Below are 23,935 nucleotides of genomic sequence, written 5' to 3' on the forward strand. Positions count from 1 at the left end.
CTGGACTGTGAAGCGCTTCCTGTCAGAGCCAAAATATTCCAACAGCAAGGCTGCGAGGGATTTACCCGGATGTATATGACGCAAAACCTTTTCTGATGAACACTGAAGCTTCCCTTGCAGACCCTGTTTATCGCAGCGGGTATATTGCCATTGTTGGCCGTCCCAACGTAGGAAAATCCACCCTGTTGAACAGGTTGGTCGGCCAAAAGATCAGTATTACATCAAAAAAATCCCAGACGACACGGCATCGCATACACGGGATTCTCACTGATGCATGCTCCCAGTTTGTTTTTGTCGACACCCCGGGCTTCCAGACGCGGCATACAAGCCGTTTGAACAGTGGAATGAACCGTCTGGTTACCCAGACGCTGCGGGATGTGGATGTCGTGATACTGGTGATTGAAGCGATGCGCTTTGACGATCGCGACAAACTGGTGGTGAAACTCCTGCCAAAGAACAAGCCTGTGGTTCTTGCCCTCAACAAGATAGACCGCCTGCCGGATAAGTCCCAACTGCTTCCCTTCCTCAAAAAAATGTCAAAGGAATTTGATTTCGCAGCCATGGTGCCGATAAGTGCCGAGAATGGAGGGCAGTTGTTCGAATTGATAGCTGCGATACGACCGCACCTGCCGCAAAATCCACCACTATTCCTGGAAGATGAAGTAACCGACCGGGATGAACGCTTCATAGCCGCGGAACTGGTTCGCGAAAAATTATTCCGGCTGTTGGGAGAAGAGATTCCTTATTCCACCAGCGTCATCATTGACCAGTTTGTGATGGAAGATGAGCTGCGCAGGATTCACGCTTCCATTGTCGTGGACAAATCCAGCCAGAAAGCGATTGTCATCGGCAAGGACGGAGAAAAATTGAAGCTGATCGCTACCCAGGCGCGCAAGGACATGGAAGAAAGCTTCGGCGGCAAGGTTTATCTCAAGGTCTGGGTAAAGGTCAAAAGCGGCTGGGCCGAAGATGCACGGATGCTGAAGACGCTCGGGTATGAGTAACCCGTCAGTGCGCCATAAGTTTCACACTTATTCTCTCCGCTTCAAAACCACGAGTACAAACCCCGGGTGGATGTTCACACGAGCAAAGGTAGCTGACGAGAGCTCGCTAAAACATGAGCGTAGATAAACAGCGTCAGGAAGCACAACCCGCTTTTGTGTTGCATAGCTATCCTTATCTTGAAACCAGTCTTATCGTGGAAGTTTTCACGCAAAATTCTGGACGCATTGCCGTGGTTGCGAAAGGCGCCAAGCGTCCGACATCTGCATTACGGGGATTGCTGCGCGCATTCCAGCCTCTCCTGCTGAGCTGGGGGGGAAAGTCCGAATTACGCACTTTGCATAAAGCGGAATGGCAGGGTGGACAATTACCCTTACAGGGAACTGCCCTGATCTGCGGATTTTATCTCAATGAACTCTTGATACGGCTATTGCACCGCAATGATCCGCACGAACGGTTATTTGCCTGCTATCAGGAGGCCTTGTCCGATCTGAGTACGGCAAGCGATTACATTCCCATACTGCGCCGCTTCGAGCAGCGTCTCCTGCAGGAGATAGGTTATGCTCTGACGCTCGATCGCGATGTTTCATCGGGAAAACCGATTAAACCAAACCAGACGTACTGCTACGAAATCGAACGGGGTCCCGTTGCGTCGAGCAACGGCAGCTGTCCTTTTAATCTTCAGTTAAGTGGAAAAACACTGCTGGATATGAGTCAGGGAGACTATTCAGCGCCGTTGACCCGTCTGCAGAGCAGGATCCTGATGCGCCACCTGCTCAGCCACTATCTGGGAGATAAGCCATTGCATACACGCCAGTTACTGAAAGAGTTTCAGCAATTGTAACGCTCGTCCCTGCGGAGTAAGACGCGGGTCAGCAAGCGTCATGAGGGTAAACCATCCTTAGGGAAGAGTGCGGCGCTGTGTTCAGCGTAGAATCCCCAGACTTTATTTAGATCGCCTTGCTTCCGGATATCCCAACCAAGCCTTTGAAGAGAGAGAAAATGAAACCGAATATCGAAGCTTTTTTTGATGGCGCGACCTGGACAGTAAGCTACGTGGTTTTCGATGAGCCGAATGGATATTGTGCAATCATCGATCCAGTACTGGACTACGATCCCAAATCAGGCAGAACGCGCACTGCCTCCGCCAATAAACTGATCGCCTTTATCGAGGAAAAGAATCTGACGACAGAATGGATTCTGGAGACCCATGCGCACGCCGACCATCTCACAGCGGCGCACTTTCTTAAGGGGAGATTGGGGGGCAAGACGGCGATCGGGAAGGAGATTCCAATCGTGCAGGAAACCTTCAGGAAAATATTCAATTTTGAAACAGACTTCACGCCGGACGGCAAACAGTTTGACCACTTATTTGCCGATAACGAGGTTTTCAGCGTGGGGAAACTGAACGTGAAAGCGCTCTCGACACCGGGCCATACGCCGGCGGACTTGTCCTATCAGGTAGAGGAAGCGATCTTTGTCGGCGATACCCTGTTCATGCCGGACATCGGCACGGCACGCGCCGATTTTCCGGGAGGAAATGCACGCAGACTATTCCGGTCAATAAGGAAAATACTGGATTATCCCGCGAATACCCGGCTGTTCATGTGCCATGATTATCCCCCGCAAGGCCGGACCCCTCGGTGGGAAACGAGTGTGGGAGAGCAGCGTGCAAATAATGTCCACGTGCGCGACGGCATTGACGAAGACCAGTTCGTCGCAATGCGCGAAGCGCGGGATCGGACACTCGAAATGCCCACGCTGTTGCTGCCGTCGATCCAGGTGAATGTGCGCGCGGGCCTCATGCCGTCACCCGAGAACAACGGTATTTCGTATCTCAAAATACCGTTGAACGTCATCTGAGCCATTACACACCTGTCAGAGGCGGGCAAATAGCAGCAGCCGATTCAGGAGCTAGGACCTGCTAACCCCTTTCTGGCATGATCGACCCCTATAATGTTCATGTAAACAAGAGGTAAACCGCCAGCAGAAATCCTATGGTAGCAACCGATAAAGACAAGAACGATGAGAGCCAGGGTAAGGACAGTTTGGGCAGATCCTCAAGCGGCAATGAGCTTACATAATGTCTGTGATTGAGCAAGGCGCCGAGTATGGTCGCACTGCCTGAGAGCACAAGAATAATGCCGAACACACCGGAGATTCCATGAGCGCTGGCAGCACTTCCATTTTTGGAAATTTCCCCGGAAGCCACAAGAAGATTCAGAAACAGCCCGAAGCGGGCGACGACGAAACCAAGCGCGATGATCGTCAGCCCCGTGCGCACCCACGCCAGAAGCGTCCGCTCCGCCGCGAAGAAAACGCGCGGGTCCGACATTTTCTCCGGATCCCCCTTTCCTCCTTGCAGGTTTTCAGACGCGGAATTTATAGTCGTCCTCTTCAATCAAATACGGACCAGCCAGGAGTAACGACCCAAAGAGTAACGTCCCCAAGGCAATCAACCTGGAGATCCGCTTTTATATACATACTGTCTTCGCCGCACACACTATTATAATATAGTCATTTTTTGCCCGATCTCTCTTGCCTCTTCCAGATGTGCGGGAGAGCAAATATCATTCAGGCAATCGTTGAAAAAAGCCGCATCAGGAAAACCCTCGCCACCATCATGATCAAACTCGGCGTTAATATCGATCACGTCGCCACCTTGCGCCAGGCGCGCGGTACAACCTATCCCGATCCGATAGAGGCGGCACTCATTGCCGAATCGGCCGGAGCAGATGCCATCACCTTGCACTTACGCGAAGACCGGCGCCACATACAGGATAGAGACGTGGAAATCCTGCGCGGCGCGCTCAAGACCCGCATGAATCTGGAGAGCGCGGTCACGGATGAAATGATCGGATTTGCGCTGCGCATCAAACCCCATGATATCTGCCTCGTGCCGGAGCGGCGCGAAGAATTGACAACCGAGGGCGGACTCGATGTGGTACGGCATTTCGAGCAAGTGCAACGCGCATGCCGCAGGCTGGCTGAAGCCGGCATCCGGGTTTCACTCTTCGTCGATGCCGAGCCCGCGCAGATCGATGCATCCGTCGAAGCCGGCGCACCGGTCATCGAGATTCACACCGGACATTATGCCGATGCCCAAACGGCGGACAAGCAGCAAGGCGAGCTGGAGCGAGTCCGGGCGGCGGTAAGCAAGGGTTTGGGCCAAGGGCTCACAGTCAACGCAGGGCACGGGTTGCATTACCTGAATGTTCAGGCAATTGCAGCGATCCCGGGCGTGTCGGAGCTCAATATCGGCCACGCGATCGTGGCTCGCGCATTGTTCGTAGGCTTCGAGCAGGCAGTCCGGGAAATGAAAAACCTGATGCTGGAAGCATGTAAATGATCTATGGGATCGGAACCGATCTGGTTGAAACCTCGCGTATTGCGCGCCTGCTGGAAAAATACGGAGAGCGTTTCGCCCGGCGCCTGCTGACAGACGAGGAGTGGCCAGAATATGCAAAAAGCATGCAGCCGGTAATGTTCCTGGCGAAGCGTTTTGCCGCCAAGGAAGCGCTTGCCAAAGCCTTTGGCACGGGTATCCGTCATCCTGTCAGCTTGAGCCATATCGGAGTAACTCATGATACCTTGGGCAAACCCTATTTCAAATTCCACCCTGAATTGCATACCCTAGCCCAAAACGAAGGCATCACCCGTCACCATCTCTCCATCAGTGACGAATTGAACCTCGCTTGCGCTTTTGTCATATTGGAAAAATAAATGTCGCTCGGTCCCGTCATGCTCGATATCGAAGGCACGCAACTCACCGCCAACGATAAGAAAAAACTCCGCCACCCGCTGGTTGGAGGAGTGATCCTGTTCACGCGCAACTATTCCTCGCTTGCGCAACTCATGCATCTGACCGCTGAAATCCATGCGCTGCGAACGCCGCCGCTGCTGGTCGCAGTCGATCATGAAGGGGGCAGGGTTCAACGTTTCCGGGAAGATTTCACGCGCCTGCCTCCCATGCGCGAACTGGGCAGGATCTGGGATGAGTATCCTGCTCAGGCGCGGCACCTGGCGCATCAGGCGGGGTATGTCTTGGCGGCGGAACTACGGGCTGCGGGCGTGGATTTCAGTTTTACACCGGTCCTGGATATGGATTATGGCCAAAGCAGTGTCATCCGCGACCGTGCTTTTCACCGTGACCCGCACGCCATTGCAGATCTGGCTCATAGCCTGATGGCCGGATTAAAATCAGCCGGAATGGCAGCGGTGGGTAAGCATTTCCCTGGTCATGGTTATATCGAAGCCGATTCCCATTTCGAAATGCCGGTGGACGAACGAACTTTCGCGCAGATCGAAATGGATGACCTCGTTCCATTCCGTAAAATGATCGGTTTCGGCCTTACCGGTATGATGCCTGCCCACGTCATTTATCCAAAGGTGGATGCATTGCCGGCCGGTTTTTCCGAAGTATGGCTCAAAAAGGTTTTGCGGGGTGAGCTGGGTTTCGAAGGGTGTATCTTCAGCGATGATCTGAATATGGCGGGAGCAGCTTTTGCAGGCAATCCGGTGGAGCGGGCCCAGAAAGCATTGCATGCGGGATGCGACATGGTGCTGCTGTGTAATAACCCGGAAGCGGCCGAAATGCTGCTCGCGGAGCTACATTGGGACTTGCCCGCCCTCGGGGTGATTCGTCTCGCCCGCATGCGCGGGCGGCCAAACCCGGATTCGCTGGTGAAACTGCACGAAAACCCGAACTTCGTCAGTGCCGTGGAAAAAATTGCAGGTATTGGCGTTCGCAGCGGCGAGTTGCCGCTGGTGTAGCAAAATCTGAAACTCGCCTTCCATATCCCCGTTCATCTTGCCACATCGGGTTTTCTCTGTTTTGCGACTCTCATCCTCAGCAGCAACTCCAGCGTGCTCTGCCACTTTTCACTATACGACCGCACCTAGGAAGCTGCTGAACAAATCCCGAGGCTGCGGGTGGCAAAAAAATCGAAAGGATCGGTTGAAAAATAGCCAAACGAACCTATATTGATTAATAAGTGCTGATTCACAGCATCAGCTTGATGTCAGACATTTATTCAAAGGAGATATTATGGCTATTAGTCGGTATGAACCGTGGAGCTTGCTCCACCAATTACATCGGGAACTGGATCGTGCGCGGGAGAACGTGGCCGGCGACGGATCCGCCGCGACCGCCGAATGGGCGCCGGCAGTGGATATCAAGGAAGAAGCGGACAAGTTCGTTCTTCAGGCTGATCTTCCCGGCGTAAAACCCGAAGATATCGATATCAGCATGGAAGAAAGCGTGCTCACGATCAAAGGCGAAAAGAAAACCGAGGCCACCACCGAAAAGGAAGGCTACAAGCGTGTCGAGCGCACCTACGGCTCCTTCCACCGCCGTTTCAGCTTGCCGGACACTGCCAACGCGGATGCAATATCAGCCAAATCCAACTTGGGGGTTCTGGAAATCGTCATCCCCAAACGCGAACCGGTCCAGCCGAAAAAGATCAACGTGGCCGTTCAATAAGAGTATTAAACCGGCTGACAGAGCCCGGTGGAAGCGAAGCTCCACCGGTTTCCTTTTTTGGATCGGCGTTCTTTCCACTTGGCCCTCACCCTCACCCTCACCCTCACCCTCACCCTCACCCTCACCCTCACATCTCATTCTCATCCCTCAGCCTGTTTCCAGCTGCCGAAAGGCATAAGGAAGTAGGGGATAAGGCGTAGAGGGTAAAGAGTACAGAGACTTTTTCAGAAGTTTTTTACACGAACCCGATAGTTCAGAACATTATGGCCACCGGCAGGAACAACCACTTTCCATTCCGCCATATTCGAAGAAACCCTGCTGTGTGCTTGCGATTCGGATACCACCTGCCAATCCCCGGGTATTGGTTCCCGCATCGTCACGGTGACAGTTTCTTTCCGGGCATTGCGCAAAAGAATCTCAAATGCGCTTTCGAACGTGTTCCCCTCCCGCGAGTCTTTCAGTCCTTCTCCCGCCAACTTCAGGAAATCCGTCTGTTTTCTTTCCGCTGTTACATCGAATGCATTTCCCGGTTTCAGCCGGACAATTTCACCTGCAGCCGAATGATCCACCTGATCCTCACCCACAAACTGGATATGGCCGCGTGAGTCTTTTTTATATATTCTTGCTATTCCTGCAGGCAGGGGAATTCCCAGTCCTTCTCCCTTGTTCCTGAATTCGAGGAATACCGACGGCTTCAGCTTCTGCCCTATATCAGCATATTTCCCGGAGTAGTAATAATCGGAACCCGTCAAGACCAGTTCCTTCTTCACCGATATGCGGGTTGCAGACATCAGCCCTACCTGCCTGATCTGGTTCTCCGCCAGCGTTATGGGGCGATCGAGGGTATAGAGGTGATATTCAAGCAGCGGCTCCTGTTTCAGGTCGGTCGCCTCGGCCATTTTTGCCATGGCCATGACATGGCGGGGTACAGGCGCCCCTTGGCGCACCTGGTTGACATCCCCTGCAACCAGTTGCAAGGCAGCGTTCAGGTAGGTTGTTCCACTTTGATTGGTTATGGTCGCCCAGCCCTGAATATCCGCATGGTCCTCGCGCTCATTCAATTCCACTGCATAATCCGCTCGCCAGGATAACCCCGTTGTCAAATAGGAAAGCTCCAGGTCCTGCTCGCCGGCAACCGGATTGACGAAGGAAATAGCCAGACTGGGCTTGTCCTGTAATCTCGCGGGAACAGCGGGGAAAGCCAATCGGTCCAGATGGGGGTTGCCGATTTCAACTCGATCCGCATACTTGAACACTCCGCCGTTATGTGCGGAAAGTACTATAGCGGTCTCTCTACTCTCCTTCCCTGTCGCTGGAATCGCATGAATGACCGTTACTTCCCTGCCGATGTATCGCTCCAGCAGCTTTCCAGGGGTTAACAGATCGAGGTCTAAACTCAGGTCCTGTACGCGAAATCCACGGAAATGGGCAGGATTACGCAATCGTGCCGTTTCCGGACGTATTTGCTTTGCAACATCAAGCCAGATGAGTTGATTGAAATCGCGCGCGAGACCGAGGTGGCGCGTATCTTTTATCAAACCCAGATTATTGCCATAAATCGTGATGGCAACCTCTTTCTGCTGCGAAGTATCAGCAATTCTTTCATCTTTCCCGGCAGGTAGTCCCGCCATGCTGTACGCAGAGAACAGGATAAAGATCAACCCGCACGCAAGCGACATCATATGATCCATTAATATTTTCCGCATTATGTTTTTCGCATAAATTGTCATGATAGGAAATGGAGAAAGGAGGCACTCTTACATAGGGCCTGTTAATGGGGTAAGGGGTAAGGCGCAACGCCGGGGAAAATGAAAGGCGAGAGGCTAGCGCACCTGAGAATCGGTTGCCGGGAGACCGAGATAACCTTGCGCAACCCGGTAATATATCCCGCGCAGCGGCTTCCCTTCCCGCTCGATCTTCAATTCCCTGATCGGGCCTGGCTGCACCAGCAGCGGAGTAATGTTATCGTTGCCATCGATGTCATGCTCGAGCTGATGCGTTTTCATTCCAAACAGAATAATGGGACGATCCGTCGGGGGTTCCGAGGGGTACCAGAAATCATACATGGCCGCGCTCTGCAGGAACATGTTGCGTCCGCGAATATCCAGCGGTTCGCTTTTATCGTTATAAAATGACAAGGAACTCGCGACTGACCATTTACTCATCCCCACTATAAGCGGTTTTTTTCCGGTCTGCTGCGCAACTTCTGCCGCAAGTCGTTCGACTTCACGCGTGGTTTCGCGCCAGAAGTAGTGTTCGCTGAAACCCACGTAGGGAATGCCAGGGATGCCCAGGACAACGTAATGGAGTGCCAATGCATAGAGAAGCATACAGATTCCTATGGTTGGTTTCCATGCTGCCCGCAAACGGCTTGCTACTTTGCTCCAGTTATCTGTCTGGCCCAACATCCACCCCATTGCCGGTAGAATCGCCAGCCAGACGGGCGCAGTCCAGTGGAATTTCGGCCAGCCGAACAGGCTGAGCCAGAAAAATACCGCAAGCGGCGCAATGGTGAACACCTGCATGAACAGGCGGCGCCTGCGTATCAGGGGGTTGACCGTTCGCTCATGGCGCACAACCAGCGCCATGAATGCTGCAACCAAACCAACCGGCGTCAGGACAAGCAGCATATGAAAGAAAAGCAGGTGCAACGAAAACTTGTTGCCTATTCCCGTCGCGCGCTGGGACTGGTACATAATGGATGCCCAGTCGTTCTCCATATTCCAGGCAATAACGGGTGAAAACAGCAATAGCGCAAGCGCTGCCGCAAGATAGGGCTCCGGTCGACGCAACCAGCGACGCAAACCCGGCTCGATCACTACAAACAGCAGCGCTGCAAGACCCAGCAGTGCTAGCGTGTATTTGGACAGAATACCTAATCCGAATGCAATGCCCATGCCCAGCCAGGCCCACCGCTGGTCTGCTATCAATGCCCGCTCCATGTAGTACAAGGTAGCTGCCCACGCAGCCATTAACGGAGCATCCGGCGTCATGAGCGTTGCGGTAACAAAGCCAAGGGGCAGCACGGTCAGCAAAAGGACAACCCGGATACCGGTCGATTTGTCGTAGAGATTGCGCGAGAGGGCGTACAGATAACCCATTGTAATCAGGCCGCAGATGAAGGCGCCTATCCGTACTCCGAACTCGTTGTCACCGAAGATCGAGGTCCCGAACCAGATCAGCCAGGCCACCATGGGCGGATGATCGAAAAAGCTCAGGTCCATGTGCTGCGCGTAATTCCAGTAGTACGCTTCATCAGGGATTAGCTGCGCTATACCGATATAGATCAGGCGCAGTAGTACCGCAAACGCGACGATTCCGAACGAGGCGACGCGCCATCGGACATCCAGGGAGGACGGATTCTGTTTTAACGGAAATACGTAGAAAACCGAGCCCATATAAATAACGGCAACCGTGGCTGCAATAGCGGGAAATATCGCCAGCAGTGGCGGCATATGCCAACCGTGAACCAGGAAAGCCAGCACGCCTCCACGCATCAACAATGCGAACAACCCGACCGTCAGAAAACGCCCGAATTGCGACCACCGCAAGTATCCTTCATGGTTTAGATGAAAAGACCATTTGGAATTGAGCAAATAACTTACCGAGGCGGCGACAAAAAAACTCAGGATATGTGCCAGCGCAAGCCCTGCCCCGCTGCTCAACAACCATTGGAACAATAGCGCATCGACAAAAACGCCAAATAATCCTGCTGCTGCGGAGCGCCTGGTTATGCCCATCGAAACCGTGCCACCAGCCAGGGTCATCAGGCGCTGCAAATATGTCCATTGATGTGAAAACGACAGCTTTGACGCACCGTGGATCCGATCACGAAAGCAGATCGGCACTTCCACCACCCGAAGCTTGCCCTGCCCTGCCATGAGTAGTTCGAGCAATATCTTATATCCGCCCGCACGTTCCGCAACAGTTCCTGACAATTCACGGCGGAATGCGAAAAATCCGGAGGTCGCATCGTTGATGTCACAAAGGGAACGGGCAAGCCAGCCACCGAGGCGGGACAGCCACTGCCGGTACAGCGGCCGGCCCTCCGTACTGCCACCAGGCACATAACGACTCCCGACTGCGACGTCATGACTCCCATCCAATATCGGCGCGATCAGCGCGGGCAATCGCTCGGGCGGATGACTCAAGTCCGCATTCATCACGACAATAACATCTCCTCGCGCCGATACCGCGCCGACCAGAATTGAACACGTGAGATCGGGTTTTTCCCGGCGTTCGATCAATCTTACGTTGCCGCAATTTTCCCATTCGCGGACTTTTTCCGGCGTTCCATCGCATGAACCATCGTCCACAAAGATGATTTCGAAACTTCCCTCCGGCAAATCAAGCGCGGATAGTCTGGTCAGTAACGGATCGATATTGTCGGCCTCGTTGAGTGTGGGAACGATTACCGAAAACTGAATGGAATCTGCCGGGCGGAAGCTTGAAGGATGGAGTGATGCCGAGGGAAACGAACGCAAAGACAGGAAGCCGGATGCTTCCGGCGATGTAGGTAAAGAACTCACGTAGCTGCTTTTCTTGTACGGAGACGGGTCACAGTTTCTGTTTGCAATCCGTCAGATGATGGTTTCACAATTACGAAACATGCGGAAGGGTAGCACAATTCGTGCAAGAACGCCTGGATGCTGAATGATTAAGATGACGGCAAGCACAAACGCCGACAAGAATCACAATTGCTGGTTCGATTGCACCTTGAAGCGGACTGCCGCGTCGCGTGAAGCCGGTACATTCGTTGTAGGGCACTGATATCCACAAAAATTCCCGCCTTTAACCAGTTTGACTACGGGGCAGATACAGCGCTGAGCTCACGAATTTTGGCATGCCTTTTCCATATTTCTTAGGGGTATGCTAGTATTAAGTTGGAATTAAATTTTTATTTAATCTATTAAGGGAGGTATCGATGAAAAATATGTTGAAAACGCTAATGATACTGTCTGCATTATTATTTGTTTCGCCACAAGCAGCGTTTGCACACAGCTATGCGGAAGGTGTGGGCGACAAGCTTGCGCATGGCCTCGCCAACACGGTCACAGGCATAGGCGAAGTGCCGAAGAACATCATGATAGGAACCAACGAGAAGGGACTTGGCTACGGACTTACCGCTGGCCTGCTTACAGGTATCGTGCACGGTATCGGCCGCACATTGACGGGCGCGGTAGACTTGGTCACATTTGTCATTCCAACCAAACCCCTTATCTATCCCGACTATATCTGGAAAGACTGGGATAGGGAGACACACTATCATCCTGACTGGAAATTGAGCACGGATGAGCCCAAGGAGAAATCCTATCGGCAGCCTGCCGGGTCTTATGAGCAGCAGCCGCCTGCGGATCAACGTTATCAGTAATTCCTCCTGCTGTCGCATTCCATAGAAAGGGAGCTTCGGCTCCCTTTTCTATGGAAAACCAATGTATTTCTGAATAAATGAATGGGCATACCGCAATTCCTGATCGACCGCAGCCTCTCTGATGCACCTCGGCAACCTCCCAAAAGAAAATCCGGGCGTACTCACCCGATTCAACTTCGTTGGATTCAGTCCCCCCTCCAGTCTGCAAATGAAGCATAATATTCTCGCTCGCCGACCCAGCGATTTGAATGCCGGCTGGGCACAACGGGTAGTGAATTGTCATTTTTCCCATGTAACGGTATCCAGGGTAGATCTGGTTTCCGTCGATATAGGAACGACGACACGGGTTCGGATTGCGGTTGAACATGATGGTCCGGGAACGATCTCGCGCAAGTGGTTTGTAAAATTACCTTCGCTGGCCTGGCGGCCAAGGCTGATTACTGCATTGCCAGGGTTGCTTCATACTGAAACCCGCTTCTACAATGAAACGGCACAAGCGGTGCCCATTGCCGTACCCGGTTTTCTCGCGGGTCAGAGTAAACCCGGTAAGGGTGCGACGCTGGTTTTGAATGATGTGACTGAATCCGGCGCTACTGCCGGCAACCCCGATGATGCACTTACGGCTGATCGCGCCGCACTTGTCATCAAACAGTTGGCCCGGCTGCATGCCCGCTTCTGGAACAAATTCGATCTCATGCAGAAATATGCCTGGCTGGCGGGTCCCATACGCCAACTCGAAGATCACCTGGGGACTGCGCTTGCCGTTCCGCTGATGAAGCGGGGGCTCCGGCAGGCGGAAAAACTCATACCCTCCCCCCTTCATGCGCCTGCTATAAATTATGCTCACCAGCGCCGGCGCGCCATGCGCTTTCTTTCGGGGCGGCCGCAGACACTCGTTCATCATGATTGTCATCCCGGCAATCTGTTCTGGAACCAATCTCAACCGGGTCTTCTCGACTGGCAACTCGTGCGTTTTGGCGAAGGCATTGGTGATGTCGCTTATTTTCTTGCTACCGCCCTTACGCCCGAGGTGCGGCGAAATCATGAGGCAAATCTGCTGGCTATCTATGCCGAAGAGCTCACGAACTGTGGCATCGAAAATATTGACAGCGAGATATTGAAGCAGAGATACCGTGCTCACCTCGTTTATCCCTTCGAAGCAATGGTTGTGTCGCTTGCTGTCGGCGGAATGATAAAACCGGAAACCAACCGCGAACTGATTGGTCGCGTTGCCACCGCCGTGAACGACCTCGATGCTTTTGCGGCAATCCCGCTATAACCCCTGCTGTCCGGAATAAAATTCACTCAGCGTTCGCAGATGGGGAGTTCAGGAGGTAATCATGGAAGAACTGAAAGAAGTTGGTAAATGAAGTTTTAATTCCTTAAACCAATGGTAGCAATCATTTAGAGCCTTGGCTGCTAACTTAGTCCGGCAGCAGAGTGCTATAACCGGAAACTCTGCATATTGCGATTTCACTTTTGCCGCTCCCTTGTCTCTGGAAATTTACGTTACACTGTCTGCACTCAGGGCAGCAGTTCAATCCTTCAGCCTCCAGACATCATGAATGACGATCTCAACAGCAGGCTCGAAGCAATCGATGCGGATTGCGAAAAAACAGCTAAAGCGGAACTTGACGAACTATTCGAAACTACGCCTTCCACAGCAGGTTCAACTTCGCGCGGTCCATCTCCTCAAGCGGCGGAGGCGATTTGGCTCAGGCTGATCGGATGCAAGGAGCAGGAGTTCATACAGGAAATAAGAACTGCGAAACAGAAGAAGATCGGTGGGAACTCTATGGGCGCGGCCGGGGAAGCGAAGTCTGTAGAGAAAGCAATCAATGACCTATTGGCGGATGAACGATACCTCGCACGCATGCGCGACTTTTATGCACAGGTGGCTGGGGAAACAGTTTCGGAAACTTCACAAGCGCAAGCAAAGCGCCTGGATCTTATCGATACCACTTATCGAACGGGGGTCGAGAATGCACTTCGGCGAGCGCGGGAGAACGTTCTCTCCGAACTGAAATTGAACCGCGTAAGCAAGGAGGACGATGCTGCTTTTCTCTCGCAATGGAAACAATACTCGACTCTGAGTCCCTGGCGAGCAATCTGGACAATCGTCCTGCTAAGCTTGACGTCATATCTTATCGCATTCATCATTGCCAGCGAGGCGTTTAGAGCGCTACTGGAGCGCTTTGGCTGGTCTACCGGGACGGGGATGTGAAAAATAGCCGACGGAACCTGCATAACCGGATCAATCCCGAGCGATATCGATTCCTCCGAACTGCAAGCGCCGCTACATTGCATTCAATGCATTGCATTCAAATCCTGGATTGCGTCGATGACCATTCCGGTTCCCACCGCAATCAGAAGTATGTCAATTCCAACCCGAACGTAACGGTAGCCGGGGGCAGGATAGCCCAGTTGCTGCAGTAAAACGGGAGGCAAGTCATAAAAAACAACCTCGCGTGGTAACGGATAACCCGTTCTCCATCTCTTCGCCTGTCCCGGCGGCATGCAACCGTTATATTTTTTTGCCAAACCGGGGGGACAATGGCCGCGCTGCAAACGCGGTGCATAATAGTTGTGGACAATAGCGCGCTGCCGGTCATCAAAATAGTAATGGCCGTGACTGTTGCCACCTCTGGGGTTTTTCCCGTCCTTGCCTTTGTTCCACTTTTTTCCTTCGTGACCGTGCCGACCAGGATGACCGTCATCTCTCCACTTATCAGCCGATACAGGCGGGGAGATCAAAAACATCGAGAGAGCAAAAGCCGGAGCCAGGAATGCCAGAAATATTTTTTGCATAATTATCCGGAGAAATCATAAGCTTGCGACGCGAAAGCTCGCAAGGATCAATTCTCGAGCCAACTGTCCAGTCTCGGGCGGAAATCCTCAAATGAACAATAGCCTCTGGTCAATACCGCGTAATCCGTATCCTCCTGCCCGACCATAGCGGGAAATCCGTGCACGCCCCACTGGCGGACCTTTTGAAAATGGACAAGCGTCAACTCCTTTACGGCCTCGGATTCGAATACCTGAGAGAAAAGTAGCCCATCCAGCCCTGCAACAACAGCCAATCGTTCCAGTACCTCTTGCCGGGTCACATCCTGTTGATCGACATAGAACGCAGACTGAATGGTCTTGAAAAATGGGAATACTGAATCGGAACTGATCCGGGAAGCGGCGATAACTGCGCGGCTTGCAGGTTCCGTATCGTAGATAAAGCCTTCCGGCATCGCGCCTTCGAAGCTGAACGGCTGTCCTGTTGCACGCTGCACGGCATGCCAATGATGGAGTATTTCCTCACGCTGTTGAGGAGGCAGGGGAGTTTTGGTTCCGGCGCGCAATCCGCCCAGCAATAACTCCATCCTCAGGCGATCGCCATACTCCTGCCGCATTCTCTCGATCACGGGCGAAAATCCCCAGCACCAGGAACACATCGGGTCGGCGACATACCAGAGGATTTTTTCGTTCATGAGGGTAACACCCGAGATCGCTTAGACTGATCGGGTTCAGGAAAGCAATGTTCGGTCGCGCTCTGAACCGCCGCGCGTATTTTTTCCGGTTGAACGTCAGTCACCGGAAGAAAACGGAGAAAGAAACCGGCTTACGCCGCGCGAGCCGCTTTCCTGCGTTCGTGCTCCTGCAACAGGCGTTTGCGGATGCGAATGGTTTTAGGCGTAATCTCCACGAGTTCGTCATCTGCGATGAATTCGATAGCTGATTCCAGGGTGAGCTGGATGGGCGGCGTCAGAACGACGGCTTCATCACTTCCGGATGCCCGTATATTCGTGAGCTGCTTGCCTTTGATAGGATTGACCACCAGGTCGTTGTCGCGGCTGTGGATACCGATTACCATTCCTTCATACAGGCGCTCCCCCGGGCTGACAAACATGCGTCCACGTTCCTGCAATTTCCACAGGGCGTACGCCACCGCTTCACCCTGCTCGGCGGATATCAGAACCCCATTGCGACGCGCGGTTATTTCAGGGCGCATGGGCGCGTATTCGTCGAATACATGACTCATGAGACCCGTGCCCCGCGTCATGGTCATGAATTCGGATTGAAAGCCGATCAGGCCTCGGGCAGGAATGCGGTAATCGAGTCTCACTCTCCCCCGCTCATCGGAAACCATATCCTGCAGATCGCCACGCCGCGCACCCAGTGCCTCCATCACCCCGCCCTGATGCGCCTCCTCAACATCAACCGTAAGCATCTCAAAGGGCTCGCATTTGACGCCGTCAATCTCGCGAATCACGACATGGGGCCGCGACACTGCCAGTTCATAGCCTTCGCGCCGCATGTTCTCCAGCAGAATGGTGAGATGCAACTCGCCTCGGCCTGAAACCAGGAAAGAGTCGGTATCCTTGGTTTCCTCCAACTTCATGGCAACGTTGGTCAGCAACTCCTTTTCCAGGCGTTCGCGCAGTTGCCGGCTGGTGACAAATTTCCCTTCCTTTCCTGCAAAAGGTGAAGTATTCACCTGAAAATTCATTGTGAGCGTAGGCTCGTCCACGGCAAGCATGGGCAATGCCTCAGGCTCGTCGATATCGGCAAGCGTCGCGCCGATACTCAGCTCTTCGACACCATTGATGAGGACGATGTCACCCGCCAACGCCTCGGTAAGCTGGACGCGTTCAATGCCCCGGAAGCCCAGAACCTGGTTGACCCTGGCTTTCCTGGGCGGATTGCTCCCCGCCAGCACAGTAACCTCCTGACCGGGTTTAAGTCTTCCACGATTGATGCGTCCAATACCGATGCGTCCCACGAAACTGGAATAATCCAGCGCGCTGATCTGTAGTTGCAGTGGACCATCGACATCCTCTACCGGCGCTCTGACATGACTGAGTATCGTGTCGAAAAGCGGGCGCATATTGATGCCCGGCTGTTTCAGGTCGAGCGTGGCGTAACCGTTGAGGGCCGAAGCATACACAACCGGAAAATCAAGCTGTTCTTCACTTGCGCCAAGCTTGTCGAACAGATCGAAGGTCTGGTTTACCACCCAATCCGGCCGTGCGCCGGGCCGATCGACCTTGTTGATGACGACGATCGGACGCAGTCCCAGCGAAAGCGCCTTCCTAGTAACAAAGCGCGTCTGCGGCATCGGACCTTCCACTGCATCCACCAGCAACAGCACTCCATCCACCATGGATAAGACACGCTCCACTTCACCCCCGAAATCGGCATGACCCGGCGTATCCACGATATTGATATGCACGCCTTCGTAATCGGCTGCGCAATTCTTTGCAAGGATAGTGATGCCGCGCTCGCGCTCGATATCATTGGAATCCATCACGCGTTCGGCGATGTGCTGATGTGCCGCGAAGGAGCCGGCCTGATGCAGCAGTTTATCCACCAGTGTCGTCTTTCCATGATCGACGTGAGCGATTATGGCGATATTGCGCAGGGAACGAGACATAAAGGTTCGTAGTTTTACAATGTCAAAAGGGGCGAAATTATAACAGGTCGATGAGTGACATGCATGCTGACACCACGGTGCCCGTGAAGTTCAAACGTGTCGCTGCCCGGAAGATTTTCATGCCTTGAATCCAGGTATAAAAAGCGGGGGGGGGATAAACAAAAACCCGCGCGAGCGGGTCTTTGTCAAGCAGCGATCGGCCGGTAGGTTTATGCATTTCCGGTACGGCTATGCCCTGCTGCCTGTCCTTCCTACCAGCCACCTCCATTATCTATCACATTATCGCAATCAAATATTGCGGCAACATTACTTACCCTCAGGCTTTGCCCCCACCTTCAGAACGGTCGGTCCGGCGACTGAAACGTCCTTGTAGAGCTGCTTCATATCCAGGTAGCGGGGATTGATGCCGTCTACCTTTGTCAGGTCCTCCGCCGTCCTGAATTTGCCCGCCTTCGATCGGTATTCGATGATCGCCCTGGCTTTGGCGGAAGTAATATCGCTCAAGGTCTGAAGCTCTTGCTGGGTGGCGGTATTGATATTGACAGCGGCATGAACACTTCCTGCGAAGATCAGCGGTGCTGAAATAATGATGAGCAGTTTGCGCATGGTTTTCTCCTCTTTGTATGAATGAACTGCGGTTGCACGACATTCGGGTAGACTGCCCGAATTTTTTCAACACCCCCGATCCTGAAGGAGGCAGGTTTAAACCCGTATGATATTGATGGCTGACAGTCGACCTCCCTAGAAACCCATTCCAATGTAGCCACCGGCAGTCATGCCATCGATCTTGATGCCATCGTTTCTGCCACTGGTCAGGTGATAACGGGCATCGATACCGACAAAGAAGTTTTTCCAGATCTGATAGTCGGCACCGACACCGAACATGACGCCGGGGATCAATACCGTGATGGATTCGGAAGGCGGACTGATCACATGGAGGCCGAGACCGGCGGGAATGATCCAGGGCCTGAAGCGGGAGTCCTCGAAAAATTTGATCTTGGGTGCCGCCGTCAAGGTGAACTGACTGACGTTCACACCGGAACCGGGGGGAGGAAGCGCATTACTGGCTACCTTGCTGCCGAATTCCTTGTATTCGAACATGACTTCCGACAGGACACTGGTGTTTGGCATCAGCCCCCAGACATCGTTTGTCAGGTTGATATCCAGTCCCGCGCCGATATACCATGCATCCCGATCTGCTTGACCTCCGGCGCCCCCAATTCCCCCACTTTGAATGGATACCCCGTTACGAAGATTGTTGCTGCGCGCATAGCCCCCCCGAAAAAAAACCATGTGGGCCTTTTGATCTGGAGTTCTTTCGAACGAGACCCCACTCTCTTCGATTTTCGCAATCTTTTGCGCGTCCACCGCCTGGCGTTTTTCTATCGATGTCGATTTCTGCTCGATCTGTATCAACCTCTGTGCTTCCCGCGCGGATTCCGCTTTCACCTGGTTCAGCTCATTTCGAACGGCTTGCAGACTCGCCTCCAGCTGTCTGAGTTGCTGCTCCAATGCTTGCGTTCTCGCATCCTGGGCGGAAGCCGCAGGCGCAGCCACGGATATGACAATAGCAAGCGAAGCAGCAGAAACGGCAGCAGTCGTTTGCATCTTGTCAAAAAAATATTTCATCTAATTTCCTCCATGGTTGTTGTCGAATTTTGCTGACTCCCCGTTCCCGGAAGCAGGGAAAGTGCGCGGAAGGTCCGTGTGCATGCTGGACATCCCTGCGACCCCGCTCTGCCATCTACCCTCCGCTGCGACGCGGAGCGCACCTCTGACGATAGCAACAGACTCTCGCGGTGATTCCGGGGAAGGCTGGATGAAAATGCAGGAAAGAGGACGGACAGCCGCATCGGACGAGTTATTTGAGCTTCGAATCAGGGAATATGGATAATCGGATTTTCATATCGCGAAAGCATGATATGTCTTGCCCTCTAAAAAAAAGTTGATGAATGTCATGTTCCGGTTGTTTTCCCGGAACCTCTATGCCATTAGGTTTCTTTCTCGCTGCCCTCACTACCGCTCACCACCTTTTCACATGGCTGTATCCGCCTTTGAGCTCTGCCGTCGCAGAACCAATCATGCGGATGTCATCATGACAAAAGTATATTCGCGGCCGGAACGGACTGAATCAGGCAGAAAAATGTTCTGCCTCTAAATGAGGCTCGCAAACGGGAACCCCAAGCGGGAAGACAGGAGAAGCGCAGGAGCTTTCGGGCCGGAGACGAGATGACTGGAAACGGCATCGCCCCAGGTAACCACCCCGGGATCAGCTTGAAAAAATGGTGAAATTGCTCGGCAATATTGCCGGCGAATCAGAAAAAAATGGAAAGAAGATGATCTCCGCCAAGCGGGAGAGTGGCAGGGTCACTCTGCAAAACCCGGGGACCCTGCCTAGGGTCACTTCACTTCAGGAGTAAAGAGAGGCGACGTTGGTTTGCCTCAAGGGTCTTTGGTTGGCAATCTGCTCAAGCCGCTTGATATCCTTGAGTTTGACATTACGGTATTCACTGCTGATGAGGCCGTCGTCCTGGAACCGGGCAAATATGCGGCAGACCGTCTCCTCTGCAATGCCGAGATAATTACCGATATCGCTGCGGGACATGCACAAGGTGAATTCGGTGGCCGAACAATGCCGCTTTTCAAATTGCCTGGACAAGTTGAGCAGAAAAATGGCGATCCGCTCCTCGGCATTGTGTTTACCGAGTAGGAGCAGCAATTCCTGACCGTGATGGATTTCGGCACTCATGATTTTGAGAATTTCATACTGAATGGCCGGATCCTTCTTGGCCAGTTCTTCGAAACGCTCGACAGAAACCTCACATACGGAGGTCACTCCCATCGCCCTCGCTTCGCATCTATGCTCCTGATTACTGATGGCATTCAATCCCAGCAGTTCCCCGGCTGCATGAAAACCCATCACCTGAACCTGTCCATCCTCGGTGCTCACGCAGGTTTTGACCGATCCGCCGCGGATGACATAGATATACTCCAGCGGCTGGCCCATACGGTAAAGCACTTCTCCACGCTTGAATACCTGTTTCTTTTTTACCACGCGCTCATGCAGGGATGAATCGCCGGTTTTGAGCCAGAGGGACATACAAAGGTGATACGCCCCGCAATTCTTGCAATCATTGGGTACATCCGCGTGCTCCGTGGAGGAAGGGATCAGCTTGAGTGCGTGTTTTGACATGTGAGAACCTATAGGCAATAAATTGGATGGCTATGCCGGCAGCTCGATGTTGCCGAGAGCCGCTCCGGGAAAATCTGTTAACTGATACTTGCCGCTTACCACCATCGCAGCTAGCGTATCCAGTGTCTGGCCTTGCAGAAGTTTCACGATTTCCTGCTTGATCGGCCACCATTTTGCGTGCATGGGACAAGCGGTGGTGTCGCTGCAAACTTTCAGCCCCAGAACGCAATCCTCCGTAAATCCCGGGCCCTCGGTGATCCTGACGATCTGCATCAGGTTAATCTTGTCACTGCTTTCCCGCAAGCAGAACCCCCCCTGCTTTCCCCGAAAAGAATACAAAAGGTTGCCCTTGCATAACTCCTGCAGAATCTTTGCGAGATAAGTAGGCGGCGACCTCAGGCATTCCGCTATTGTGCGATTCAGCACAGCCACCCCGGGAGGCTGGGTTGCCATGTAGATAAGCGCCTGAATGGCATATTGGGTTGTACGCGAAAGAATCATCGAGAACCCGAGAAAATACGGTGAATATTTAGAACTCTTTTTTAAGACTAATTCCTATATCAGCCAGTAAACAAATATGAACAGGCCCAGCCAGACGACGTCCACGAAGTGCCAGTACCAGGCGACGCCTTCAAAGCCGAAGTGATTCTCGGGTGAAAAGTGGCCCTTCAGTACACGGCACCAGATGACGAACAGCATGATGGAACCCAACGTTACATGAAAACCGTGGAAACCGGTCAGCATGAAAAACGAGGCACCATAGGCTCCGGTGGAGAGCTTGAGGTTCATCTCCGAATAGGCATGGCTGTATTCGTAAGCCTGCAGGCCCACGAACAGGAACCCCAGGGCGAACGTGAGAAACAGCCCTAGCTTGAGCTGCCCGCGCTTGTTCAGCTTCAGTGCCCAGTGCGCCCAGGTGACTGTCACACCCGAGGTCAGCAGGATCAGGGTATTGAGCGCGGGAAGACCCCAGGGGCCCATGGGCATGAATTTCTCCTGGATGCCGGGACCGGCAGTGGGCCAGTCGGCGGTGAAGTCGGGCCACAGTATTTTGTTATCCAGGTCGGCAAGATCCGGTATGGAATGCATGCGCATGTAGTACAGAGCGCCAAAGAAAGCACCGAAAAACATGACTTCCGAGAAGATGAACCAGCTCATCCCCCAGCGAAAGGATTTATCGACTTTCTTGTTGAATTTGCCGCTCTCGCTTTCACCGGCCACGGTGCCAAACCAGCCAAACATCATGTAGACGAGTATGGCAAAGCCCGTCGCCAGCAATCCATAACCCAGGGGAAGCCGGTTGACGGAAAATGCGGCGCCAAAACCCATGAATAGCAGTGCGATCGCACCGGTTATCGGCCAGGGTGACGGCGCCGGAACGTAGTAATGACTCGCTTCTTGGCTCACTTTTTTCTCTCTTTAGAGTTGATCGATAGGATGCCGAATGGTTTCGACAGCAGCTATTGCCAAAAATATTGCATAAGGGGCACCATCAGAGAGAAAGCCAGCGCATAAAGAGCCGTTTTGATTGCTGCAAGCTTCCTCTCGATCTCCTCGTCTTCCGACAGGCTTACGGGTTGCGGCATATCCATATTTTTCGACATGACGATCTCCTGTTTATATCGATTAGCGGACTACTTCACGAGCGGCGGCGTTTCAAAGCTGTGATACGGCGCTGGCGAGGGCAAGGTCCACTCCAGTGTTTTTGCACCCTCCCACGGTTTCTGCGGCGCCTTCGCTCCCCCGCGAATGCACTTCAGCACTACATAGAGGAACAACAACTGGGTCGTACCGAATCCGAATGCTCCAATGCTGGAAATCATGTTGAAGTCCGCAAATTGCAGCGCATAGTCGGGGATGCGGCGCGGCATGCCGGCCAATCCCAGGAAGTGCTGGACGAAGAAGGTGAGGTTGAAGAAGAACATCGACAACCAGAAATGCCATTTGCCCAGCGTCTCGTCATACATGTGACCCGTCCACTTCGGCAGCCAGTAGTACGCCCCGGCGAAGATGGCAAAGAGCGAACCGGATACCAGCACGTAGTGGAAGTGCGCGATTACATAGTAGGTATCCTGCACCTGCACATCGATCGGGACAATGGCGCAGACCACACCGCTGAAACCCCCGATGACGAACAGGAAAATGAAGCCGATGGAAAACAGCATGGGTGTCTCGAAAGTCATGGAGCCGCGCCACATCGTAGCGGTCCAGTTGAACACTTTCACACCGGTCGGCACCGCGATCAGCATGGTGCCATACATGAAAAACAGCTGTCCTACCACCGGCATGCCGGCAGTGAACATATGATGCGCCCAGACGATGCAGGAAAGAATGGCGATGGAAGCGGTTGCATACACCATCGAGGAATACCCGAACAGCGGCTTGCGGGAAAAAGTGGGGATCACCTCGGAAACAATGCCGAATGACGGCAGGATCATGATATAGACTTCCGGGTGCCCGAAGAACCAGAAAACATGCTGGAACAGCACTGGATCACCCCCACCCGCCGCATTGAAGAAATTGGTGCCAAAATTGCGGTCGGTCAGCAGCATGGTCACCACACCCGCCAGCACCGGCATGACCAGCACCAGCAGATACGCAGTGATCAACCAGGTCCATACGAACAACGGCATCTTCATCAGGGTCATGCCAGGTGCGCGCATGTTGAGAATGGTGGTGATGATGTTGATCGAGCCCATGATGGAGGAAGCACCGAGTATATGGATGGCAAAAATCATCATGTCCATCCCGATGCCCATTTGCACCGACAGCGGAGGATAAAAAGTCCAGCCCCCGGCAGCAGCGCCGCCGGGCGCGAAGAAAGAAGTGATGAGCAACAATGCCGCAGGAGGAAGCAGCCAGAAGCTCCAGTTATTCATTCGCGCGAAGGCCATGTCGGGAGCGCCGATCATCATCGGTATCTGCCAGTTGGCAAAACCGACGAAAGCCGGCATGATGGCGCCGAATACCATCACCAATCCGTGCATGGTGGTGAGCTGGTTAAAAAATTCGGGATTGACGACCTGCAAGCCCGGCTGAAAAAGTTCGGCACGAATGGTCAGCGCCATCACGCCGCCCGTCAGGAACATGATGAAGCTGAACCAGAGATAAAGCGTACCGATATCCTTGTGATTCGTGGTGGTCAGCCACCGCATCAGGCCGGTGGGGTGGTGGTCGTGCGCGTGCTCGGCGCCATGCACGACATCGTGATCAGGTATTGCTGCCATGGGTTTCTCCTGGGTACTGTTTCTCTAAATATCTATTAGCGGCGCAGTCATTCCAATGCACCAAGCAGGATGGCTATCGTCCCTCTTATCCTGTTGCTGCAAACATCATGTTGCGCAACATCGAAAGCGCAGGTTCATGATCTCTCCTTGAGGCTATTATCTGTGTTGATTGATTTCGGATGGCTGGACGGCATCGCCTGTCGAATTGCCGAAGGAATTGCGCTGGTAGGTGATCACC

At 53.3% G+C, this 23,935-nt stretch carries 24 protein-coding genes; 10 read left to right on the forward strand and 14 right to left on the reverse strand.

From position 1 onward, the window contains the following. Positions 1-95: 95 nt before the first annotated feature. The 3 genes from era to BMY01_RS12155 all read left to right on the forward strand — a co-directional run bounded on the left by era (position 96) and on the right by BMY01_RS12155 (position 2,865). On the forward strand, positions 96-1,004 hold the full coding sequence (gene era, locus BMY01_RS12145) for a GTPase Era (RefSeq protein ID WP_074747622.1): 909 nt from the start codon (positions 96-98) through the stop codon (positions 1,002-1,004). Positions 1,005-1,117: 113 nt separating this feature from the next. After that, positions 1,118-1,846 carry a DNA repair protein RecO gene (gene recO, locus BMY01_RS12150; protein ID WP_074747625.1) on the forward strand — a complete coding sequence of 243 codons (729 nt, stop codon included), beginning with the start codon at positions 1,118-1,120 and terminating at the stop codon, positions 1,844-1,846. Between the two features lie 158 nt (positions 1,847-2,004). After that, positions 2,005-2,865 (forward strand): MBL fold metallo-hydrolase, encoded by an 861-nt coding sequence (locus BMY01_RS12155; protein WP_074747628.1) that lies wholly within the window; start codon positions 2,005-2,007, stop codon positions 2,863-2,865. A gap of 97 nt (positions 2,866-2,962) precedes the next feature. Here BMY01_RS12155 and BMY01_RS12160 read toward each other — a convergent pair whose 3' ends face one another. Further along, positions 2,963-3,337, reverse strand: coding sequence for a YidH family protein (locus tag BMY01_RS12160; protein ID WP_074747630.1), 375 nt, complete (start codon positions 3,335-3,337; stop codon positions 2,963-2,965). 288 nt (positions 3,338-3,625) lie between these two features. Between BMY01_RS12160 and pdxJ the strand changes: the two genes are divergently transcribed. The 4 genes from pdxJ (at position 3,626) to BMY01_RS12180 (ending at position 6,484) form a co-directional block, all read left to right on the forward strand. Further along, positions 3,626-4,351, forward strand: a complete 726-nt coding sequence (gene pdxJ / locus BMY01_RS12165) for a pyridoxine 5'-phosphate synthase (RefSeq protein WP_074747720.1) — start codon at positions 3,626-3,628, stop codon at positions 4,349-4,351. Further along, positions 4,348-4,725, forward strand: a complete 378-nt coding sequence (acpS, locus tag BMY01_RS12170) for a holo-ACP synthase (RefSeq protein ID WP_074747632.1) — start codon at positions 4,348-4,350, stop codon at positions 4,723-4,725. Before pdxJ ends, acpS begins: the two co-directional genes overlap by 4 nt. Beyond that, on the forward strand, positions 4,726-5,775 hold the full coding sequence (gene nagZ, locus BMY01_RS12175; protein WP_074747636.1) for a beta-N-acetylhexosaminidase: 1,050 nt from the start codon (positions 4,726-4,728) through the stop codon (positions 5,773-5,775). Positions 5,776-6,049: 274 nt separating this feature from the next. Next, positions 6,050-6,484, forward strand: a complete 435-nt coding sequence (locus BMY01_RS12180; RefSeq protein ID WP_074747638.1) for an Hsp20/alpha crystallin family protein — start codon at positions 6,050-6,052, stop codon at positions 6,482-6,484. A gap of 224 nt (positions 6,485-6,708) precedes the next feature. On the opposite strand, the gene BMY01_RS12185 is transcribed toward BMY01_RS12180, so the two are convergent. Together BMY01_RS12185 and BMY01_RS12190 are read right to left on the reverse strand one after the other, a co-directional pair. Further along, positions 6,709-8,175 (reverse strand): DUF4139 domain-containing protein, encoded by a 1,467-nt coding sequence (locus BMY01_RS12185; protein WP_074747642.1) that lies wholly within the window; start codon positions 8,173-8,175, stop codon positions 6,709-6,711. Between the two features lie 132 nt (positions 8,176-8,307). After that, positions 8,308-10,911 (reverse strand): glycosyltransferase family 39 protein, encoded by a 2,604-nt coding sequence (locus BMY01_RS12190; protein ID WP_074747723.1) that lies wholly within the window; start codon positions 10,909-10,911, stop codon positions 8,308-8,310. A gap of 497 nt (positions 10,912-11,408) precedes the next feature. On the opposite strand from BMY01_RS12190, the gene BMY01_RS12195 reads away from it, so the two are divergent. The 3 genes from BMY01_RS12195 to BMY01_RS12205 all read left to right on the forward strand — a co-directional run bounded on the left by BMY01_RS12195 (position 11,409) and on the right by BMY01_RS12205 (position 14,079). After that, complete coding sequence (locus BMY01_RS12195) at positions 11,409-11,855, forward strand: exosortase system-associated protein, TIGR04073 family (protein WP_011381082.1); 447 nt, start codon at positions 11,409-11,411, stop codon at positions 11,853-11,855. Between the two features lie 208 nt (positions 11,856-12,063). Beyond that, positions 12,064-13,134 (forward strand): phosphotransferase, encoded by a 1,071-nt coding sequence (locus tag BMY01_RS12200; RefSeq protein ID WP_074747726.1) that lies wholly within the window; start codon positions 12,064-12,066, stop codon positions 13,132-13,134. Between the two features lie 282 nt (positions 13,135-13,416). Beyond that, positions 13,417-14,079, forward strand: a complete 663-nt coding sequence (locus BMY01_RS12205) for a hypothetical protein (RefSeq protein WP_074747645.1) — start codon at positions 13,417-13,419, stop codon at positions 14,077-14,079. Positions 14,080-14,162: 83 nt separating this feature from the next. Here the strand turns inward: BMY01_RS12205 and BMY01_RS12210 are convergent, their stop codons facing one another. The 11 genes from BMY01_RS12210 to ctaD all read right to left on the reverse strand — a co-directional run bounded on the left by BMY01_RS12210 (position 14,163) and on the right by ctaD (position 23,697). Next, the gene (locus BMY01_RS12210; RefSeq protein ID WP_074747648.1) at positions 14,163-14,663 is read right to left on the reverse strand and encodes a hypothetical protein; all 501 of its coding nucleotides are present in this window, start codon (positions 14,661-14,663) and stop codon (positions 14,163-14,165) included. Positions 14,664-14,710: 47 nt separating this feature from the next. After that, entirely contained in the window at positions 14,711-15,334 is a 624-nt protein-coding gene (locus BMY01_RS12215) for a DsbA family protein (RefSeq protein WP_074747651.1), read from the reverse strand. A 131-nt stretch (positions 15,335-15,465) separates the two neighbouring features. Further along, a complete protein-coding gene (typA, locus tag BMY01_RS12220) occupies positions 15,466-17,277 on the reverse strand; it encodes a translational GTPase TypA (protein WP_074747654.1) in 1,812 nt (603 codons plus the stop codon). 37 nt (positions 17,278-17,314) lie between these two features. After that, positions 17,315-17,545: a hypothetical protein gene (locus tag BMY01_RS12225; RefSeq protein ID WP_074747657.1), complete on the reverse strand. Its 231-nt coding sequence runs from the start codon at positions 17,543-17,545 to the stop codon at positions 17,315-17,317. Positions 17,546-17,583: 38 nt separating this feature from the next. After that, positions 17,584-17,883, reverse strand: coding sequence for a ComEA family DNA-binding protein (locus BMY01_RS12230; RefSeq protein WP_074747660.1), 300 nt, complete (start codon positions 17,881-17,883; stop codon positions 17,584-17,586). A 135-nt stretch (positions 17,884-18,018) separates the two neighbouring features. After that, the gene (locus tag BMY01_RS12235) at positions 18,019-18,906 is read right to left on the reverse strand and encodes a hypothetical protein (RefSeq protein ID WP_074747663.1); all 888 of its coding nucleotides are present in this window, start codon (positions 18,904-18,906) and stop codon (positions 18,019-18,021) included. 781 nt (positions 18,907-19,687) lie between these two features. Next, positions 19,688-20,470 (reverse strand): cyclic nucleotide-binding domain-containing protein, encoded by a 783-nt coding sequence (locus tag BMY01_RS12240; RefSeq protein WP_074747666.1) that lies wholly within the window; start codon positions 20,468-20,470, stop codon positions 19,688-19,690. Positions 20,471-20,500: 30 nt separating this feature from the next. Beyond that, complete coding sequence (locus BMY01_RS12245) at positions 20,501-20,971, reverse strand: RrF2 family transcriptional regulator (RefSeq protein ID WP_074747669.1); 471 nt, start codon at positions 20,969-20,971, stop codon at positions 20,501-20,503. A gap of 54 nt (positions 20,972-21,025) precedes the next feature. Next, on the reverse strand, positions 21,026-21,877 hold the full coding sequence (locus BMY01_RS12250) for a cytochrome c oxidase subunit 3 (protein ID WP_074747671.1): 852 nt from the start codon (positions 21,875-21,877) through the stop codon (positions 21,026-21,028). 53 nt (positions 21,878-21,930) lie between these two features. After that, positions 21,931-22,074 (reverse strand): hypothetical protein, encoded by a 144-nt coding sequence (locus BMY01_RS17835; RefSeq protein ID WP_175463256.1) that lies wholly within the window; start codon positions 22,072-22,074, stop codon positions 21,931-21,933. Positions 22,075-22,104: 30 nt separating this feature from the next. Next, complete coding sequence (gene ctaD / locus BMY01_RS12255; RefSeq protein WP_074747674.1) at positions 22,105-23,697, reverse strand: cytochrome c oxidase subunit I; 1,593 nt, start codon at positions 23,695-23,697, stop codon at positions 22,105-22,107. Between the last annotated feature and the right edge of the window lie 238 nt (positions 23,698-23,935).

Source organism: Nitrosospira multiformis (assembly GCF_900110185.1).
Taxonomy (GTDB): Bacteria; Pseudomonadota; Gammaproteobacteria; order Burkholderiales; family Nitrosomonadaceae; genus Nitrosospira; species Nitrosospira multiformis_A.